Source organism: Paenibacillus sp. J22TS3 (assembly GCF_018403205.1).
In the GTDB taxonomy this organism is placed as follows: Bacteria; Bacillota; Bacilli; order Paenibacillales; family Paenibacillaceae; genus Fontibacillus; species Fontibacillus tuaregi.
Window position 1 is genome coordinate 462,675 of record NZ_BOSF01000005.1, and the last position, 18,918, is coordinate 481,592.

Consider the following 18,918-nt stretch of genomic DNA (forward strand, 5'->3'; position numbering starts at 1 on the left):
CCTCTAACGCTTCCAAGCCGAGAAGAACGACTCTGCGCCGTCTTCCGAGAAGAAAGGACTCGGCTTCTGCCATAGGGTGATCTTGCGCCCATTCACCCCGAATACTTCACCTGTCAGCTCCGGTTCCGGCTGATCCAGCAGATCGCCAACGAACCGGGCAACATCCTCGGCGCTTCCAACCTTCCAGAACTCGGGAAACGGCTCTTGGCGTCTGGCATATTTTTCGGCAAGATGCTCAATCACAGGCCTGGTCATATCCGTTAAAGCTGCCGGTGCTATGCCGTTCACCCGTATGCGGCTGCCCCGCAGCTCGGCAGCCAGTGTCCAGACCATGCCAAGGATCCCCGCCTTGGCAGCACTGTAATTCAGCTGACCTGCGGAACCGCTAAGTCCGGCTGTCGAGGTCATTAGGAGAATGTCGCCGCCACCCTCCGTCATGTAGGGCAGAACCCGTTGAACACAGTAAAACGCGCCGTTTAAATGCACATCTAGGACGGAGTGCCAATCTTCACCGGTCATCTCCACACATTTCCGGTCACGCAAATTGCCAGCATTGTGGATCAGCACATCAATAGAACCATACTTGGCTGCACCATATTCCACCATCCGGGTAACCTCCAAGGGGTCCGCGATATTAGCGCAGATACCCACCGCTATGCCACCCGCTTGGCGGATTTCATGTACAAGGCTGTCGATTAACTCAGGCTTGGTGCCGTTAACGATCAGCCTGTAACCTTTTTGTGCGAGTTCAAGCGCGATACTGCGTCCTATTCCCCGGGTAGCCCCAGTGATCAAAGCTGATCTAGCCATGTTACCCCCTCTTTCACCGTAAGAGTTCCCGTCGCAATCCGCCCGCCATCCTCTGCCGTTACCGTGACCAGGACGCTCCCGCCTTGCTCTTCATACACAAAATTGACAGCTGTATCAATAGGTAACGGCTTCTGAAATCTCATCCCGCAGCTCTGAATCCACTTCTCTTTATGCTCCTTGGCGTAAATGGACTGGGCCAATCCCATGATATACATCCCATGGGCAATAGGCCGCTTGTAGCCCGCTCTTTGTGCAGCCTCGTCATCCAGATGAATGTCCGCCATGTCCTTGGACGCGACCGCATACCTTCGAATACCTTCTGCCGTGATTTGTTTTCTCATATCTTCTCACCCGCCCGAAATTAATACCGTTTCCGATGTAACGATAAGGCTGCCGGAACACGAACAGACAAGAGTATGAGTATACAAAGTCAGCTCCCCTTGTCTGCCTCTTTTTGTCTCCACCTTGGTCAGGATTAACTCACAATCCAAGGTCATGCCTGACATGATCGGTGCCTGATACTCAAAACGCTGCGATCCATGAATCCAAGTCCCCTCAGGATCGAGCCATGGAGCATCGTCAATCTTCCAGAAAATAACGGGCATGGTGGGCGGAGCAGTCAGAACACCGTTCCAGGTGCGTAAAGGCGCGTCAATGCTGTTTGCGAATTGGGTTATTAACGAATCCGTGATATGTACACGGAATTTCAACTTCTTCATTCGGCTGCCTCCACAAGGGTGGCCAGGCCGATGCCACCACCTATGCCGAGGGCAGCAAGCCCAATACGGTATGGCTGGTGCAGCATTTCGGAGTAGAGGCGCGTCATTAAGACAGCGCCCGATGCGCCGAAGGGATGCCCGAGTGCCAGTGCCCCGCCCCCGCGGTTCACCTTATCCACCGGAATACGGAGCTCTCTTAATGAGGCAAGCACTTGGGCGGCAAAAGCTTCATTGAACTCTACAACATCCAAATCGTCCACCGAAAGCTGCCGACGGCGAAGCAACCGCTGAACCGCCGGAACCGGGCCAATCCCCAAATACTCTGGGTCGACTCCCACTGCCTGGGCATCGACTACACGAAGGACTGGCCGAAGCTTAAGCTCCTGGCATTTCCGCCTGGACATGATGAGCACGATCGCCGCTCCGTCATTGAGTGGACAAGCATTCCCAGCAGTTACCGTGCCCTCCTCCATGAAAATCGACCGAAGCTTGTGCAGCTTCTCCAGGCTCGTATCTGCCCGCGGACACTCATCTTCGTGCACCCACTTTCCATTCGCCTGAAGGGGCACAATCTCCTGTTCGAAACGCCCTGATTGCTGGGAATGAACGGCCTTCTGATGGCTCTCAAGGGCGTAGAGGTCCTGATCTTCACGGGAAACCGCAAATTTACGGGCCACATTCTCGGCCGCAATCCCCATGTCAGGGTCCCCATAGGATGCGGGCGTGAAATGGGCGCGTGTGTACAGCTGCGGCGTACCGGCCAAGCTCTGCGGCTTGTACATCTTCCAAGGTGCACGGCTTGTGCTCTCAACGCCTCCCGCCAGGTACACCTCGCCGGCCCCGCTCTGGATGAGCCGGGCCGCGATATTAATGGCCTCCAGGCCGGAGCCGCACTGCCGGTCAACCGTAACCCCCGGCACCGTTACGGGAAGCCCGGCTTCCAGTGCGGCCACCCGGGCGATATTGCCGCCAGGACCCACGACATTGCCGATGATAACATCATCAATCATGTCCAGCGGCAGCTGGGTTTCTGCGGCAATGTGCCGGATTAGCGGTGCCAGCAATTCTTCCGGTTCGAGCGTGCTTAAGTGCCCACCCAATCTGCCGATAGGTGTACGTTTCGCTATGACAATGACCGCTTCGGTCATAACCTCACCCTTTCACCATTTGCTTCATCACATGGCGGGAGATTTTGCCGCTGCTTGTATAAGTGAACTCATCCACGGTAATGATCTGCCTTGGCGCTTTATACGCAGCCAGATAACGGCGGCAGTAGCTTTTTATTTCTTCCAGGCCGAGACGTCCATCTCCACTCCACTTGACAAGCGCGGTAATTTTCTCTCCCCAGTAGTCATCCGGTACACCTAACACCATTACCTCCTGGATATCAGGCAGCTGTTGGAGAACGGCTTCCACTTCCTCGGGAAATACATTCAGTCCCCCGGTGATCATTCGATTTTTGGAGCGGCCGGCCAGATGCAAATAACCGTCCTCGTCTAAAGATGCGTAGTCGCCCAGCTCGAGCCATCCGTCCCGGAAAACGGCGGCGGTCTCTTCAGGCCGTTGATAATATCCCAGGAACATCATCGGGCTGCGAATATACAGCTGCCCAACCACGCCTATAGGAACCTCCCTAAACTGCTCGTCCCGGATGGAGACCTCAACACCAGGAAAAGCCCTGCCCACCGAACCTGGCCTAATATCGTCATAAACATCCATATAACTGATATAGCTCGCTTCAGATGAACCATAGTATTCATACAGCCTAGTCCCGCAAAATACCTTCTTGCAGGCTTCCTTTGAAGCCTCAGTCCATCTTCCGCCTGAGCTGATTAAGGCCTGAATGTTCGTTGAACCTGATCTGGCCAGCCGCAGCATGGCTTCAATCATCGTTGGAACCACGAACAGAATCATGTCCGGAACACGCTCACACAGCCGGAGGACCTCGCCTGCCTCAAACTGCGGGACAATGTGAAAGGTTGCTCCGCTGTATAGGCTCTGCATCAATGCAAACAGGGACAGCGAGTGAACAAACGGCCCCGGCGCTGTAATATGTTCCATCCGAGTCAGCCGGAAGGCTTCTTCGGTTGCTCTCAAGCTTGAAATCCAGGAGGCATGCGAGCGCATGAACCCCTTGGGCAACCCCGTTGTGCCTGATGTAAAGCCGATAAACAGCAATTCATTCGCCGGCTCCATGTCGGTTTCGGGGGTTAACCGGGCCAGCCAGCTGTCATACGAGCCCGTGCCTGCGTGATCAGCAGAAAAAGTGAGAACTATGCTCTCACTCTTCAGTATATTTAATCTATCCGCCAAGGAAGCTTCTGTAAAGATAATGCCCGGTTTGCACTGATGAAGTACAGCATGAACTTCTCTCGAACTCCATTTCGGGTCCAGAGGTACCGGTACACATCCGGCATAAATGCTCCCAAGGAAAACCTCTACGAATTCGACCCGGTTCGTGGATAAGATTGCAACCTTGTCCTGATTCATCCCCGCCTGCTTCAGCCCTTGAGCGATTCTTTTGATCCGCTCGGCTAAATCTGAGTAGGTAAGATTGCCCTGGCTGTGGGACAAGGCTGCCAAGCCCGGTCTATCGGCTGCCTGGCGGAGGATATGGGAGACGACATTTAGATTCAGATCCGGATTCTCACCAGACTGTCTCATATATGTATCCATTAAGAGTTGTTCACCTTATCCTCGATAGGGCTGATCGCTTTAAGCTGTACCGCAATGACCGCAGCGATTATGGCTTTAATACAATCCCCAGGCAGAAACGCGGCTGCTTTCACCAGCCCCACCCAGATTGGTGTATGTGTAATCAGGGCCATGATTGGTGCACCGATCAAGCTTACCAGCACTGCACCAAAGATAATATTGATCACTACCAGTTTCCATACTCTTAGCGCTGACCACACCTTCTCCGTTAAGGCGCCGATACAGAAAGCGGCTAACAGCCAGCTTAATAAGTAGCCTACAGTAGGTCCGGCTAGGACAGAAAGCCCGCCGCGTCCTCCCGATAGAATCGGCAGTCCCAAAGCTACCAACACAATAAATAGAATGATACTGAGAGTAGCCGTCTTCCTGCCCAAAAAGCATCCGGCCAGCATAACCCCCATAGTCTGAGCGGTGATAGGCACGGGAATAAATCCTAACGGGATGGGCGGGATCATGCCTAGTACTGCTATGAATGCCGCAAATAACGCGGCAAGCACCATTTCTTTAGTTTTCACTTCAAATTACCTCCGCGATAGATCATATCTATGATTTACTATTAGTGTCGACATCTAACGTAAAGTCATTATATCTTTGCGTTCTCTTATTGTAAACCGAAAATTATAATTCAGGTTTACAATTCAATAAAATGCACTCTCAGTAAACTTGACTGCAAAGAAGTTATGTATGCTGAATAGGCTTGTTTTTCCGCGAAAATGCTTGGCGTCCGGCTTCCTTCCCTCAATAAATCAAAAAAGGCCCGCTGCTGCACGGACCTCAGACGCTCATTCATAATTCATTACTCCCTGTATAAATCATGATTTATGATCATGGCCTCCTCATACGTGCGGGCAGGTGCGGACACTCTTAAATCTCCACCTATCTTTTTGTCTTCTCCTATAGGTTCAAAGGCAATAATATTGAATTGTTCTAAGTCATCTTTCATCCACATAGCCCCAAGGCTTTCCAGTATAGGCCTTCCATTCTCCACGGTTTCGTAAACGACGGCGCCATACCCATGCTGGATATCCTGGTGGAATACGATATCCATCAGATTATATTTACTTGTATATTCGTAGGAGTCAATGATCATTTTGCCGCTGAAATAAGGGTCCCTGAATAAGGGCCGATACAGGGTGCCTTTAGTTTTAACCGTAATCTGCTGAGCGGTAGCCGGTTGGCCCATCTTATATTTTACAGCGGGATACTGCATGTCAATCTCTTGGGGGAACTTATAGACGCAGCCAAAAGCAGAAACAACAGCTAAAGCAATCAGCACCCATATAAGAGCGGTGTTCAGCTTTCCTTTGACGTTCGCCACAAAAAATCCCCTCCAGCGATTAGCACTTGATTCATTTTATCATGAACTCAAGTCACTGTCCGCTTTGAGGGGACTTTTGTTAAGCTAACCACCGTACTCTGAAATAGATTAAAGAACCTTCTCCAGGAAGCTGATGGTACGCTCATTCTTCGGACTGCCGAATACCTGCTCTGGCGTGCCCTCTTCCACGATATATCCACCGTCCATGAAGATAACCCGGTCTGCTACCTCACGGGCGAAGCCCATCTCGTGGGTAACGATGACCATAGTCATACCTTTGTGAGCCAGGTCATTCATAACACCAAGCACTTCACCGACCATCTCAGGATCAAGCGCCGAGGTTGGCTCGTCGAACAGCATGATATCCGGATTCATAGCGAGTGCTCTGGCAATGGCAACCCGCTGCTTCTGCCCGCCTGATAGCATGCTTGGATACGCGTTAGCCTTATCCTTCAGGCCGACCTGTTCCAGGAGTCGAAGCGCCGTGGAGCGGGCCTCCTCCGCAGACTGCTTGCCCAGTTCCATAGGTGCGAACATGATATTCTTAAGCACACTGAAATGAGGGAACAGATTGAAGTGCTGGAACACCATGCCGATATTCTCACGGACCTTGTTAATGTCGGTCTTGGGATCGTTAATATCGAAGTTATCAACGATGACAGTCCCCTCGGTGATATCCTCAAGCCGGTTCAAGCAGCGCAGGAACGTACTCTTCCCTGAGCCCGAGGGTCCGATAACACAGACCACTTCGCCTTCTTGAACCTGCATATCAATGCCCTTCAGTACCTGATTGGCTCCAAAGCTTTTCTTTAAACCTTCAACCCGGACTTTACCCATGGCGTGTCACCTTCCTTTCCAAGCGGCTCGAAATTTTGGTGAGGACCGTAATGACGATCAGATATAAGATAGCAACCTCAAGCCAGATATCGAAGGATGCGAACGTTCTGGCAATAACAATTTTACCGGATTGGGTCAGCTCCACCAGACCGATAACGGACAGAATGGACGTATCTTTAAGCGTGATTACCAGTTGGTTGATAAATGCTGGAATCATAATCCGGATCGCCTGAGGGATAATGATCTTGGTCATCGCCTTCCGGTAAGGAAGTCCCAGTGAACGTGCCGCTTCCATCTGGCCGCGGTCAATAGACTGGATTCCTCCGCGGATAATTTCGGTCACATAAGCACCCGCATTCAGGCTGAGCGTCAGAATTACAGCCAGGAACAGCGGCATTGTGAAGCCAAATGCCTGCGGGATTCCGAAATAGATGAAGAAAGCAAGCACAATCAGCGGAATACCACGGAACAGATCCACAAATACAGTGGCAATGCCGCGAAGCCATTTGTTGCGTCCCACCTTCATAAACCCAAAGATCAGTCCCAAGATGAACGCGAAGAATAACGAGATTATAGCATACATGACCGTGTAACCCAGTCCCTTGAGCAGGGAAGGCAGAGAGCTCAACATCAAGCCTATACGGCTTTGGCTAGCTGGTCCTGCGGCATTCTCACCGAGATATTTAGCTGTAATCTTGTCATACTCCCCGCTCGCCTTCAAATTGGCCAAGCCGGCATTAAATTTCTGAAGCAGCTCCTGGTTCTTCCCCTTGCTGACCGCAAAACCGTAAGAGGCCCCTTTTTCCTTAGGAGTAACGATCATAAGGCCGTTGTTCTGATTCACCCCGTAAGCAAGAACCGGGAAGTCATCAAAACAAGCAACCGAATTGCCGGTTTTCACATCCTCATACATTTGTGCGGAATCATCGAATGGCACAATAGTGAAGCCGATCTTGGCTGAAATCGATTCCGCGAATCTATAGCCTTCGGTTCCTGTCTTCACCGCGACCTTTTTGCCCTTCAGATCGTCATATGACTTAATCTCAGTCTGCCCTTTGCGAACAGCCATAACGACACCTGAGTCAAAATAAGGCTCAGAGAAATCGAACTTCGCCTTGCGCTCGTCCGTAATACTCATTCCGGCGATAACGCCATCCACCTGATTAGCCTCCAGAGCCTGGACGGCCGCATTGAATCCTAGCGGTTTAATGACGTATTTAAAGTTCTGATCCTTGGCAATGGCATCCATCAGGTCCATATCAATTCCGACGAATTTACCGTTTTCATCCTCAAACTCAAACGGGGCGAACGTCACGTCAGTCCCGATCTGGTATGTTTTCACCGAAGCGGGCTCCGCATGAACCGCAGTCGTCAAATAGGGCATGCCCGCCAAGCATAGGCATACCAGGGACATAATAAACATAAATGTCCTCAGTTTTCTCATAGGGTGTCCTCCTCTTGTTATAAAACAACATCTTAAGAAAGTTACCCATTTAGCATTCTTTCTTAAACAGCTGTTAATTAAATCTTTAATCTGTGATTTATGATAATGACAACATACAAATTTGCCTTCACCCGAATTTATATATCATATTATTAAATTTATTACCAATCCAAAATTTTGAATTTTCGGTTCCGCAGCACGGTACTCCTATGTATTCCTGTTAAGCAACCATGATCAGTCCCTGGCCGGTAACGCTGAAACTAGTCCCATCCCCGGCGCTCAGCTGCTTTCCATTATTCTACCTTATCAATTCGTTCCCAAACCGTATTTTATCCTGGACATCGTGCAACAACTCAAGCAAACCCTGTCATCTCTGATGACAAGGCTTACGCTTTGCTATTAGATTAATTGCTTCAAGTATAACAAGAAGCCGGTTAGTTAGAACTGCGAAAACAGGAAGCTCGACGTTGAAACCACAAGCTCGAACCCGGAGAGGAACTGCTCGGGCAGTTCCGGTACCAGCATGACTGAACAACTTTCCTGTAATTTATAATATAACTCTGCTTAAAAAATGCTCCAGGAAACGTTCCGCGTCCACTTCAATACATACGTCCACACTTTGTTCCTCGTCTGACCCGTCTAGCTGGATTCCCTCAATATGACCCAGCGACTCGGTTGCTTGGAGCTCAACACTCAGCCGCATCGGCACGGTCTTTACAAAGCTTGGATCAGTAACAGCGGCCACGGCCAGCGGGTCATGCAGTGCACAGCCCTTGATGGATGGATAGATGGACTTATAGGCCCCAATATAGAATTCCGTCATATCCGCCAGGAAATCGGCCAGCTTCGTGCCCTTCTCCCTCCACTTGACTACTTCCTCAAGCGGCAGCAGGGTCTTCATCGTAACATCCAGTCCCACTAAAGTGATTGGAATGCCTGAGCGGAATACTGCCTCTGCTGCATCAGGATCTGCATATACATTCGCCTCAGCATGAGGGGTAACATTTCCACGAACCGTAACAGCGCCTCCCATAATGACCACCCTCTCAACACGGCTCACCAGTTCCGGCTCCTCCTTCAAGGCAAGCGCAAGGTTGGTAAGCGGGCCGACCATAATAAGAGTGACTTCACCTGGCTGCTTGTTCACCTGTTGAATCATAAAATTCACGGCATGATCCCGCTGTGCCGGGGTGTTTGGCTCCGAGGTCAGCGTATTTCCAATTCCGTCCTCCCCGTGAATGTGGACAGCTTTCTTTTTGATCGGATTCCTGGCAAAAGGCTTCCCGGCACCCGGTATAACCGGCACGGTGCTGTCTAGGTGCTCTAATACCACCAGAGTATTGCGCGTAGCTTCTTCCACACTTACATTCCCAAAACACGTGGTTATTCCCAAGAGTTGAAGCTCCGGCGAATGTACAGCATAGGCAATTGCGAGTGAATCATCAATGCCAGTGTCTACATCAAGTATAATCTTCTTCATAAGCTCTTCTCCTTGGCTTAAATGTATGTAGATAAAACACTTCAAGTATATTCTATCAGATGACAATAGGACAACCTCCATGAAGGAAGACCTCTTCCTGTCAAAGGCGGCAGCACTAATAAGCTGCTTACCCTCAATAAATCCGTCCTTCAAAGCCGCATCATGGGGAGCGTGTGGGCAACAGCATCAAATTCCCCATACTCCAGGCATCATTCCCGCACAAAAACTGCCGGGAAGCTCCCGGCAGTCTGATCCTTACTGTTCAATTTCTTAAGTCCGTATTCCAAGGCAGGATTAGCCACGGTCCATTCGGATCCACGAACTGATTTCGAATAAGCCATTGATGCTCCTCGGTTCTTTCCTGATCCAGCTCCCCGGCCCAAAGCTGACGTCCAACCATGTAGGCCGTGCTAAATTCCTGCCAGCTCGCGTAGGATTGCTGGGCCAGCTCAGCATTCTTCATCAGATACGACCATGCCTCATCATGGTCAATATAATTAAGCTGCAAGCAAGTGTAACACACATATGCAGCCCTGCCCAAATCCCAAGCATGAATACCGGATCGCGGCAAGCAATCATAATAACGCTGGATGATTAATAATTCATTTTTACTTTCTTGCTCAGTAAATGTGGAAATATACTGCTCCTGTTTATCTGGACTCATGATGGACAGCCTATCCCGGTGCAAGTTAAAGAATCTTGTATTATGGCCGCCCTCATATAAGATATTCAGCGTAGACCAGGCCGACTCTTTATCATTAATATCCCAATAATCATAGAGTCTATCTGCAGCCGATGCAGTTTCTTCCTCGTCCATAATAAAATAATAGTTATTATTAAAGCTATAGCCATTCAAGCTTAACAAGGTCTCGCCAATGGCAAGAGCCCACTTCTGTCCTATGCTAAGTTGATGTATCATTTGAAATCACCACCCCTGGTAATTCTTCTCGCAGTTGAGGATCATCTAACACATCGGGAAAGTCCAGGTTTATGGCCTCTGGCTTTGGATCTTTGTATAAAGATGACCCCAGTCTTTTAAGCAAATTTTTACTTCGGCTTACTTGTCGTTCCACATATTCAAGGCGAGACTTGTACTGTGGATGGGTGGGATGGCTATCCATTAGCTCACGTGATAAAGTCAGAGCCTTCTCATACTCTCCCAGACTGCACAGCGTGAGACTGTAGTAGCTGCTCGTGTCTCCACGCAGTCCCTCCCCATAAGCATACGCCAGGAATTCCGATGCCTTGCTGTAGCCGCCCAAATAGTAGAAACAGATACCGGCATAATAGCCCACATAACGCTCATCGAGTACTTTATTAAACACTTCCAAGTACATTTTCACCGCTCTGAGCAGCCTGTTCCAATCTTGCAGCTCAGCAAAAACCCTCAGGATATGCAGGTAAGCCCATTTGTTCTTCTGGTCCAGCTTAAGGACCTCATTCAATGGATCAAGCGCATCCTGGAATCTGCGTGCAGCCAATAAAGCGGCGGCATACAGCTTGTGATAGAGGGCATTTTGCTTTATCTCCGAATCCATGCGGTTAATCATTTCAGCAAAGTAATCAGCTGCCTCTTTCCATCTCTGAAGATTCATACAGTTTAGACCTTGGATCATATAAATATATGGATCATCTTCAGCGTTAACTAATTCTAAAAACTTGCTGCCAGCCTGAAAACTTTGTTCGTATTGATTCAAACTATAGTGAGCAGAGCACTTATTGTAAAAAACGTAAGGACGCTCGGTGGATTCACATGCAATATCAAGTACTTGAATCGCTTCCTTAAATCTGCCTAATCTCCGAAGAGAGTATCCATAATGTTCATAATAAATGTAATAACAGCTTTCCCAGGTATCCAGATTAGCGTGGTGGAAATGATGCACACTCTCTTCATAACAATCTAAATAATAATAACAGCTTCCAAGGGCAGCCTGTATTACCAAGCTTTCTTCGAGCTCAAGAAAGAGCTTGTAATAGTGTATGGCTTCCTTGTACTTCTCTAATTTATAATAAATGTCTGCAATCCGGTTTAGAGCATCTAAATAACCCGGTTCCAGCTGAAGCACTTGGTGATATCGCTGCTCGGCCAGATGATAGTTGGTCTGCATAAACGCGTTGGTTGCGGCGTGATACCAGACTTCTGCAGATAATCCCCCGTGGTTAACACATTCCTGTTCAACCACCGCCTTGAAATAAGGAGCCGCTTGATCATATTGCTCATGCTGGTGCAGGGCATATGCCATAAGATAGCTTTGCCGCTGGGTAAGCTGTGATATCTCTTCCAGATGCTGCAATACCGAGACAAGCTCCATATGTCTGCCCTTGTCCGCAAATAATTCAGCTAATTGATGCAATGCCTTGATTTGAATTGCACTATCCGGATGCTGTGCCTCCAACTGCAATCGTTGTTCAATTGTTCTCTCAAGCACAATCAAACGGATATCGGCATCAAGATCCCAAGGACACTCCGCAAGGATACGCAAATAAATTTGCTTGGCCTCCTCATACCGTTCAAGCTGCTCAAAGCACTGGGCTTGGCCTCTAAAGGCCTGGATATCCCCAGGAAGGTAGGTGAGAACGAACTCAAATGCAGCTAATGCCTCTTCAACGTAACCCAGCTGAAGAAGGGTCTGGGCTTTATGAATCGCTGTATTTAAATCCGGCCCTGTGATTGGATCCGGGTCCGTCTGCTGATAAGCCTGTAGGGCAGCCTCATAATTACCGAGACGAATCCAGTACTCCCCGCTCAAGCGATTGGCATCCGGATCGTTCGTTATAATTTCTCTTGCTTCGCCTATCCACCGGCCCGCTTCCTCCAAGTCACCTTCAGCTAAGGCCGTCTGCGCTGTAAATCTTGACTTCAAGAAGTGCTCCATATCCTGTAATGAGATATCCGCACGGACTAAAGTGTTATATTCCAGATCCCAATAAGGCTCAAGCTGCTTCTGACTAAATTCGATATACTCCAATGGAAAAATCCGCTGAAGCTCAATTTCAATAGTTGCCCATGAAAAAGCTTCATTAAAGAGCCTCCATACCGGAGCGGGTGCCCATGCCCTTTCTTTAAACAGTCGCAGCACTTCAACTTGAAGCAGCTGGCGGGTTTCTATACCTTCATAAGTATTATCCTGCAGCAGGATGGACCACTGATCCAGATCCACCCTGGTTTTAATATCATCGTAAAGGTGGGCGGCACGTACCAGAAATTGATTGGCCAGCACTCTTGGCATATGCCATGGAGGAGTTATAACCTGTGACTCGAGATCCTCAGGAGCTTCTTCAATAGAACCCTCCTCATCCTCCTCATAATCCGGGTAAACGACCGGAAAGGGCTCTACCTCGGATTGCGCAAGATCCTCTGGTTCTTCCAGCTCGTCTAACTCCCACATGATTACGGGTTCAGCTTGAACTGTTCCACGAATGTGGAACTGTTTAGCTTCGTGGATAGCTTGTTCATAAGCCTGACGGAGGTTCTGAAAGCCCTCGGGATCGTCTTCAGGATGGTAGATTTTTAGCTTGGCCGCGTAAGCCCGTTTTATTGCTGCAAGGTCATCCGTTGGCTGTATTCCAAGCAGGCTCCAAATCCACATCAGAATTCAGACATCCTCTCTAGTTCCTCTAGCATTGTTTTAAATTCAGCTGCGGCAAGCCGAACTTCTTTCACGTCCTGTCTCTCAAGCACCTGTTCAAATTGGTTCAGCAAATAAGCAACCCTATGCCTCGTCTCTCCCAGGCTCTCCTCATAAATCCGTTCACCACGCGCAAGCAGCAGCTTGTTCTCCATCCTGTCGCGTGGGTGTATTTTGATATCAGACAATTCTAAGAAACGCTGCTCAATTTGCTCTGCTGTATATTGACCAGGATTCTCCTCAATCACAATACGGGATATTTCCCCTGTGCTGACAGCCGTAACCTCAACCTCTAAAATGCCATTTATATCGTAGGTAAACCGAACATCAATAGCCTCTTGACCTTTTGGAGCTGGTGGGACGTTGTGCTTAAGTCCGCCAAGTAGAATATTGTTCTTCGTCAGCCGGCTTTCCCCTTGATAGACTTCGACATGGATTACACGCTGCAAATCATAAAGCGTCCAAAAGCGTTCTACTTTACTGACAGGGACTACGGTATTCCGTTCAATAATCGGTGAGAAATGCCCTGATTCGTACTGGCCATCCTTGATCTCTATGGAACTGCTTATCCCCAGCGTATAAGGACAGACGTCGGTCAATACAATATCATGCAGCGTTTGGTTTCTGGCTTTCATTCCAGCCTGAATGGCCGCTCCAATCGCGACTGTCTCATCCGGATCAATATGGGCGGATGGCAATCTCCCAAATAACCGTGCAACAAATGAACTGATGACAGGCATCCGGGTGGCTCCGCCAATCAATAGAATGGCGTCCAATTCGGAAGGACGGACCGCCGCATCCCTAATGGCTCTTTCTACTGGTTGGCGCAGCTTCGCCAGCAACGGCTTAACCATTGATTCGTATCGTTCAGGAGTAATGCGAACAGGCTTTAGCGTTTCATTAGCATGAATATGCAGATCCACAGTCCTTCCCTTGGAAAGCTCTCGCTTGCCGCTTTCAGCCTGTTTGCGGATTGCGGCCATGAGCTTGATATCCTCTTTATCTAGAGCGCCGGCTTTCTGGACAGCCATAAACTCTTGAATCAGCAAGTCTGTGAAGTCTTCGCCACCGAGGTAATTGTCACCAGCCACAGCTTGAACCTCAAGCAAGTCCTCAAATTTCTCAAGGATGGATACGTCAAAGGTTCCCCCTCCTAAATCGAATACAAGAAAGCGGGTATTAGGCTGCTCTAAATGTAGTCCGTATGCGACTGCAGCGGCGGTTGGTTCATTGATAAGTCTCTCTACCTTCAGACCGGCAAGCTGTCCTGCCCGCTTGGTTGCCTTGCGCTGGGCATCATTGAAATAAGCCGGAACACTAATGACAGCCTCAGTCACCGGTGAGCCAAGATAAGCCTCGGCATCCTCTTTCAGAGAGCGCAGCACAAAAGAGGACAAGTCTTCAGGGCTGAACCGATATTCACCAAGCTGAATCATTTTGTTGGTGCCCATGTATCTTTTAAATAGTGAAGCTGTCATATGCGGATGAGTAATCATGCGCTGCTTCGCAACCTCTCCCACAATAATCTGGCCATCCTCATCTATACTGATGATCGAAGGAGTCAAGTTCCTTCCAAGCGCGTTAGGTATAATTTTGGCCCCATCACTGGTATAGCAGGCAACCACACTGTTAGTTGTTCCTAGATCAATCCCAATCATCGTCAATGTATGAACCTCCCGATAAGTATGCGTGCACCCGTGATCCAGCCGGATGTTTGATAGGCTTGGATTCAGCTGAATAGTTTGGTTTTAATTCCATATTTAGTATGCATACCTATAGATATCGGACAATCCAGCCTAGTTCTAAAGATCTATATCGCTTTCAACGCTTATGGATTTTAAAGTAATTAATTACTCTGGAACATGTAGAATTATCAAACCTTTCCACTCTCTTAACTATCTCCACGATGTTCCTGTAAAGATTAAGATAAAAGTTATTTTCCGTTCGATCATAGGAAAGCCTAGCCAGTTATATTGATCATAGATATTTACTAGAAAAGCAATTTGAATTCATCACTGGAGATTTTCGTAACGAATGGGGTGTATAGATGAAGTCTTTTTCAAAAAACAAAGTACAGACCAAGTATGGAACCCTGGAATATTCCTTGTCTGGGGCAGGGTCACCTACAGTGGTTCTAATTAATGGAGGCAGCGGACCTATCGAGGGTTGGCTTCGGATCTACCACGATATTGCGGAGATGACCCGGGTTGTCGCATATAACCGGTTAGGAGTTGGGGGCAGCGACAAGCCAACGGCTTCCCAGCATGGGCGGGCGGTTGTGAACACTCTAAAGGAGCTGTTACAAGAACTTCACATTGCTCCCCCCTTCATCCTGGTGGGACATTCCCTTGGCGGCTTGTATGCGAACCTGTTCGCCCGGCTGTATCCCGGTCAGACCGCTGGGGTTGTACTGCTGGACTCCAGCCATCCTCTGGACTTATCCATCAATGCGGCACAGGGCCCGATCATCCGGGGAATTAACAAACTGCTGGGTGCTTTTGATGCTTTCCCGGCCCACCGTAAATGGAATGAAGTCCATTATGTTGAGGAAACCGCCGAACAGATTGCCAAAGCAGGAGCTTTTCCGCAGGTGCCTTTGTTCGTTGTATCAGGTGGTAAGAAGCCACCGTTCATGCCGGAGAGCGCTTTTGAAATTAGAAGAACTAATCAACGGGATTTCCTTAAGCTAAGCGGGCAATCCACACACCTCATTGCGGCGGGCAGCGGTCACTTCCCGCAATTCTCTGAACCTGATATTGTAACAAAAGCGATTACCGAGTGTATAAAGCAGGCAAGGGCTGATCTGTCTATGTAAGATAGATCACCCCCTGTTTTTTTTACTATTACGACTTCCGAGCATTTAATCTGTAAGTTCAACCAACTTGGCAAAATACCTCAGGCCATCCGGATCAACATCCTGTCTCCCGTAGGCATCCAGGAACAGATCCTCTAGGCGCTCCGTGTTGAAGTTATACCTCAGTGTCCACAGTCCCCAATAAATATCGTAGTGCCTGTCCCCAATCCCCCCGCTGCCCAGATCAATGAAGCCCTGTAATTCAAAGTGGTCCATAATAATTACATTCGGCAGGCAGTAATCCCCGTGAATCACAACACGGTCCTCTGGAATATAACCGAACTCATCGAGATCATCTGCGGATATTCCTTTATCTGTCATTTCTCCAATCAGTTCAGCCGTTCTCTCTGGAAAAGGACAGCCTGACAGCGGCAGTTCGTGCAGCTTCCTTAAATAACCGCCCAATGCTCCGGCTAACTGATCCGGGTGCTTACGGTGGATCTCTGCGGTGCCATCCACTCCATCCAGCGCTTCTAATAATAAGTAATCCTTATCTTTGTCGGAATCAAACGCAATGACTTGAGGAGCAAGCTTGTGGCAGTGCAGAAAATTCGTCATGGCTCGCTCACGCTCAAGTGTGCCTTTTTTACTTATTTTCAGGAACAAGCGCTCGGTTCCCTCGATATACAGAGTTTGGGCTTGCTCTGAGCAGCTGCTGTCATAAATTTGGGCACCCTTCAGATACGATCTGATGCTGCTTGGAACTGTTCCGATATTTTCCCGAGAAACCAGTGTTCGATTCATAATTCTTCCTCCCAGACTACTCTCTAGTCCCTAATCCTTAATTCCAAAAGCTATCCATCTACGATCAATGTCCTCCACTACAAACTCACGATTATTGTAATCTGTAACAGTTAGCGGCCTAATAATCTTAACTCCAGATTTGACAAACTCCTTTTGTAGCTCAACTTGGTTTTTGGTTATAAAATAGGCATCATACCCATATCCGTACTGTTCTCGGTTAGGAATGACCTTTTGTCCCTGAGTCTGAGTTAATATAATCTCAGTTGCGTCACGATACAGACAGATATGAGGCTCCGCCGCATCCAAATAGGAAACCGCTTGAAAACCCATTTTTTGCTCATAAAAGCTGGCAGTAGCTGAAATATCGGGTGCCGGAAATATACAATGGGACATAATTAGCAGATGATTGTTCACTGAACATGCTCCCCTTTGTTTGAAAAATGCGAACCCTTCCCTAACCTAACATAACAGCTAAAGGTGGGATATAGAAGAGATTAAACCTCTAAAATCAAATACCCCGGAGAACAAAAGCTGTGTTCACCAGGATATTTGGGCTTGAATGAATTAGCTTGTAATCCCCTCTGGCTCCGTTCCATCTGCCATCTGAGGCAATTCCTCTGGTAATGCTTCCATGATACCTGATCCCAGCCCTTCGGGCTTGCGTGAAATCAGGAACCAGTCAAACTCCGCACTGCTGCGGCCCTGCCCTAATTCTTCAACTGTGAAACAATCCTGGGCCTTGCTGCTGACAAACAAGCCGTTACAGCCCTCAGTAGGTGTTAACAGGACCCGGTAGGTAGCTTCCTCAGCATGGAAGACCATATCTGATTCCTGTTCTCCGATCCAAATCACAGCTTTCCCATTCTCAAGTCTGCCGGTCCCGTTAAGATGCACCTCGGCATAGGGAGAAAGGGGCGAAGTTACGACCTTATATCCATGACGGGTAGGGAGGTGGGTCTGAAGCGCGCTGGACGAGAGGCTTACACAACGGCCATTGGTACCAAATCCGTAGTCCTTACTGTTATGTACCCTCGAAATAATCCCAGTAATATAGTTGTCCTTCCGCTGAGCAGAATTCGTAAATCCAGCACAGTAGTACTGCGACGAGTTATTGAAGACACGCAGGCCGTTATTATTTCCCACATTATTAACATATACGGGGCCTCCATTTGTAGTTAGCCCGTAGCTCTGAGCATAACCGGAAGTGGAGAGGCCGGCTGCTGTTAGCGAGCCTACCGCAGATACTTGAGCAGCACTGATCACATTGGCGTTGACATTCTCCAGTACTGTACCTCCACTTACACTGAGTGTGCCGGACACTGTCAAATTTCTCGTAGTACTGCTCCCTCTGACGTCCCAAGTTCCGCCCACATATCCACTTCCATTAACAGTAACCATAGCCGGGTGATTCGGGTCTCCTACTGTTACAGCTCCCGTCAGAACAGAAGTGCTATCCACAACCAGAGAGTTTCCGTGGATTTGGCCGCCGCTTGCAATATTCCCGGCGGCCTTAAGCGTATTCGGTGTTAAGTCCGGATTGTTTATCGTCACAGTGATGGCATCGTACAAGTAGATAGGCTCATAACCTCCCGCCGGACTGTCTTGCCCCGGATTAGCGGTCACTGAGGCAACAAGTACAAAGGTGGTATCGGTATGAACACCGTTTTGCAGCGTACAGGTTGTTGCTGTTCCGCTGTAGACTGGTTCAGTTCTTCCGCTTTGGAACAGCTGAAAGAACGTGCCGCTGCTCTCCCAGGCAAACCGGATGCTGCTGCCATTCGCAAAAGACGTGACCGGCACAGTGGGAGATTCTGCTGCGGTGGTTATGAAATTCTGCAGATAAAACTGCGGCGGGCTCTTCATCAAAACAAAGGAGTTGGACTTGGGTGTAAATTGATTAGGATTATTGGTTGTCCCAGACTTCTCCCGGATTAAATATTCGAAGTTCCCTGGCAGCTGATTGACCATAACTTCCAGTCCGAGAACCAAGTTATAGTCCAGATCATAATCAGAAGCCTCCCTGCACTGAAAGGAGAAGACAGCATAATTGCCTTCATCATCCAGCCCTAGCTCCCTCCCGGTTACAATCACAGTGCTATTTACTGTCCATTTGCCCGTATTGACAGATGGGCTGGGTGTCTTCTCCGACAGATCAGTCGAAGCTGCCCCTATCGGCACGGCGATATCAATCGCACTGCAATAGATGGAGCTGTTCTCCCGGAATACCCCTAGATTGATGACTGCTGCAGCTGTGGACTGAACCGTTGATGTCTGAAGTGGAGCTGGATTCGTCGAGAAGCGGTACGTGAGAAGACACGCTTCACCCACCAAGAAAGGCTGATCCATTGAATTATTCAGATTATCCATT

Annotated in this window: 17 protein-coding genes; 1 reads left to right on the plus strand and 16 read right to left on the minus strand. The window is 48.8% G+C overall.

Going from position 1 to position 18,918, the window contains the following annotated elements; genetic code table 11:
* Nucleotides 1-3: 3 nt before the first annotated feature.
* The 13 genes from KJS63_RS18165 to KJS63_RS18225 all read right to left on the minus strand — a co-directional run bounded on the left by KJS63_RS18165 (nucleotide 4) and on the right by KJS63_RS18225 (nucleotide 14,616).
* On the minus strand, nucleotides 4-810 hold the full coding sequence (locus KJS63_RS18165) for an SDR family NAD(P)-dependent oxidoreductase (protein WP_213620404.1): 807 nt from the start codon (nucleotides 808-810) through the stop codon (nucleotides 4-6).
* Nucleotides 792-1,151, minus strand: a complete 360-nt coding sequence (locus tag KJS63_RS18170) for a MaoC family dehydratase (RefSeq protein ID WP_213620405.1) — start codon at nucleotides 1,149-1,151, stop codon at nucleotides 792-794. Before KJS63_RS18170 ends, KJS63_RS18165 begins: the two co-directional genes overlap by 19 nt.
* Nucleotides 1,152-1,157: 6 nt before the next feature.
* On the minus strand, nucleotides 1,158-1,529 hold the full coding sequence (locus KJS63_RS18175) for an FAS1-like dehydratase domain-containing protein (RefSeq protein ID WP_213620406.1): 372 nt from the start codon (nucleotides 1,527-1,529) through the stop codon (nucleotides 1,158-1,160).
* Nucleotides 1,526-2,677, minus strand: a complete 1,152-nt coding sequence (locus KJS63_RS18180) for a thiolase family protein (protein WP_213620407.1) — start codon at nucleotides 2,675-2,677, stop codon at nucleotides 1,526-1,528. The genes KJS63_RS18175 and KJS63_RS18180 overlap by 4 nt, the downstream gene beginning before the upstream one ends.
* Before the next feature lie 4 nt (nucleotides 2,678-2,681).
* A complete protein-coding gene (locus KJS63_RS18185) occupies nucleotides 2,682-4,205 on the minus strand; it encodes a class I adenylate-forming enzyme family protein (protein WP_244862671.1) in 1,524 nt (507 codons plus the stop codon).
* Nucleotides 4,205-4,759: a biotin transporter BioY gene (locus tag KJS63_RS18190; protein WP_213620408.1), complete on the minus strand. Its 555-nt coding sequence runs from the start codon at nucleotides 4,757-4,759 to the stop codon at nucleotides 4,205-4,207. Before KJS63_RS18190 ends, KJS63_RS18185 begins: the two co-directional genes overlap by 1 nt.
* Nucleotides 4,760-5,040: 281 nt before the next feature.
* Nucleotides 5,041-5,562: a hypothetical protein gene (locus KJS63_RS18195; protein ID WP_213620409.1), complete on the minus strand. Its 522-nt coding sequence runs from the start codon at nucleotides 5,560-5,562 to the stop codon at nucleotides 5,041-5,043.
* Nucleotides 5,563-5,670: 108 nt separating this feature from the next.
* Nucleotides 5,671-6,399: an amino acid ABC transporter ATP-binding protein gene (locus KJS63_RS18200; protein WP_213620410.1), complete on the minus strand. Its 729-nt coding sequence runs from the start codon at nucleotides 6,397-6,399 to the stop codon at nucleotides 5,671-5,673.
* Nucleotides 6,392-7,843 (minus strand): amino acid ABC transporter substrate-binding protein/permease, encoded by a 1,452-nt coding sequence (locus KJS63_RS18205; protein WP_213620411.1) that lies wholly within the window; start codon nucleotides 7,841-7,843, stop codon nucleotides 6,392-6,394. Before KJS63_RS18205 ends, KJS63_RS18200 begins: the two co-directional genes overlap by 8 nt.
* Before the next feature lie 547 nt (nucleotides 7,844-8,390).
* Complete coding sequence (locus KJS63_RS18210) at nucleotides 8,391-9,323, minus strand: nucleoside hydrolase (protein ID WP_213620412.1); 933 nt, start codon at nucleotides 9,321-9,323, stop codon at nucleotides 8,391-8,393.
* A 262-nt stretch (nucleotides 9,324-9,585) separates the two neighbouring features.
* The gene (locus tag KJS63_RS18215; protein WP_213620413.1) at nucleotides 9,586-10,242 is read right to left on the minus strand and encodes a DUF1266 domain-containing protein; all 657 of its coding nucleotides are present in this window, start codon (nucleotides 10,240-10,242) and stop codon (nucleotides 9,586-9,588) included.
* Nucleotides 10,226-12,913 carry a J domain-containing protein gene (locus KJS63_RS18220; RefSeq protein WP_213620414.1) on the minus strand — a complete coding sequence of 896 codons (2,688 nt, stop codon included), beginning with the start codon at nucleotides 12,911-12,913 and terminating at the stop codon, nucleotides 10,226-10,228. The genes KJS63_RS18215 and KJS63_RS18220 overlap by 17 nt, the downstream gene beginning before the upstream one ends.
* A complete protein-coding gene (locus KJS63_RS18225; RefSeq protein ID WP_213620415.1) occupies nucleotides 12,913-14,616 on the minus strand; it encodes a molecular chaperone HscC in 1,704 nt (567 codons plus the stop codon). Before KJS63_RS18225 ends, KJS63_RS18220 begins: the two co-directional genes overlap by 1 nt.
* Before the next feature lie 383 nt (nucleotides 14,617-14,999).
* Between KJS63_RS18225 and KJS63_RS18230 the strand changes: the two genes are divergently transcribed.
* Nucleotides 15,000-15,767, plus strand: coding sequence for an alpha/beta fold hydrolase (locus KJS63_RS18230; protein WP_213620416.1), 768 nt, complete (start codon nucleotides 15,000-15,002; stop codon nucleotides 15,765-15,767).
* 45 nt (nucleotides 15,768-15,812) lie between these two features.
* On the opposite strand, the gene KJS63_RS18235 is transcribed toward KJS63_RS18230, so the two are convergent.
* From KJS63_RS18235 to KJS63_RS18245, 3 genes are all read right to left on the minus strand, one after another.
* Nucleotides 15,813-16,550: an aminoglycoside 3'-phosphotransferase gene (locus KJS63_RS18235; protein ID WP_213620417.1), complete on the minus strand. Its 738-nt coding sequence runs from the start codon at nucleotides 16,548-16,550 to the stop codon at nucleotides 15,813-15,815.
* 30 nt (nucleotides 16,551-16,580) lie between these two features.
* Nucleotides 16,581-16,943 (minus strand): VOC family protein, encoded by a 363-nt coding sequence (locus tag KJS63_RS18240; RefSeq protein WP_213620471.1) that lies wholly within the window; start codon nucleotides 16,941-16,943, stop codon nucleotides 16,581-16,583.
* A gap of 171 nt (nucleotides 16,944-17,114) precedes the next feature.
* Nucleotides 17,115-18,917: a hypothetical protein gene (locus tag KJS63_RS18245; RefSeq protein ID WP_213620418.1), complete on the minus strand. Its 1,803-nt coding sequence runs from the start codon at nucleotides 18,915-18,917 to the stop codon at nucleotides 17,115-17,117.
* Nucleotide 18,918: the final 1 nt, after the last annotated feature.

Excerpts from the sequence above, each read along its gene's own strand:
- KJS63_RS18165 (WP_213620404.1), bottom strand. The coding sequence starts at position 810 with ATGGCTAGATCAGCTTTGATCACTGGGGCTACCCGGGGAATAGGACGC.
- KJS63_RS18170 (WP_213620405.1), bottom strand. The coding sequence starts at position 1,151 with ATGAGAAAACAAATCACGGCAGAAGGTATTCGAAGGTATGCGGTCGCG.
- KJS63_RS18175 (WP_213620406.1), bottom strand. The coding sequence starts at position 1,529 with ATGAAGAAGTTGAAATTCCGTGTACATATCACGGATTCGTTAATAACC.
- KJS63_RS18180 (WP_213620407.1), bottom strand. The coding sequence starts at position 2,677 with ATGACCGAAGCGGTCATTGTCATAGCGAAACGTACACCTATCGGCAGA.
- KJS63_RS18185 (WP_244862671.1), bottom strand. The coding sequence starts at position 4,205 with ATGGATACATATATGAGACAGTCTGGTGAGAATCCGGATCTGAATCTA.
- KJS63_RS18200 (WP_213620410.1), bottom strand. The coding sequence starts at position 6,399 with ATGGGTAAAGTCCGGGTTGAAGGTTTAAAGAAAAGCTTTGGAGCCAAT.
- KJS63_RS18205 (WP_213620411.1), bottom strand. The coding sequence starts at position 7,843 with ATGAGAAAACTGAGGACATTTATGTTTATTATGTCCCTGGTATGCCTA.
- KJS63_RS18210 (WP_213620412.1), bottom strand. The coding sequence starts at position 9,323 with ATGAAGAAGATTATACTTGATGTAGACACTGGCATTGATGATTCACTC.
- KJS63_RS18215 (WP_213620413.1), bottom strand. The coding sequence starts at position 10,242 with ATGATACATCAACTTAGCATAGGACAGAAGTGGGCTCTTGCCATTGGC.
- KJS63_RS18220 (WP_213620414.1), bottom strand. The coding sequence starts at position 12,913 with ATGTGGATTTGGAGCCTGCTTGGAATACAGCCAACGGATGACCTTGCA.
- KJS63_RS18230 (WP_213620416.1), top strand. The coding sequence starts at position 15,000 with ATGAAGTCTTTTTCAAAAAACAAAGTACAGACCAAGTATGGAACCCTG.
- KJS63_RS18235 (WP_213620417.1), bottom strand. The coding sequence starts at position 16,550 with ATGAATCGAACACTGGTTTCTCGGGAAAATATCGGAACAGTTCCAAGC.
- KJS63_RS18240 (WP_213620471.1), bottom strand. The coding sequence starts at position 16,943 with ATGTCCCATTGTATATTTCCGGCACCCGATATTTCAGCTACTGCCAGC.
- KJS63_RS18245 (WP_213620418.1), bottom strand. The coding sequence starts at position 18,917 with ATGGATAATCTGAATAATTCAATGGATCAGCCTTTCTTGGTGGGTGAA.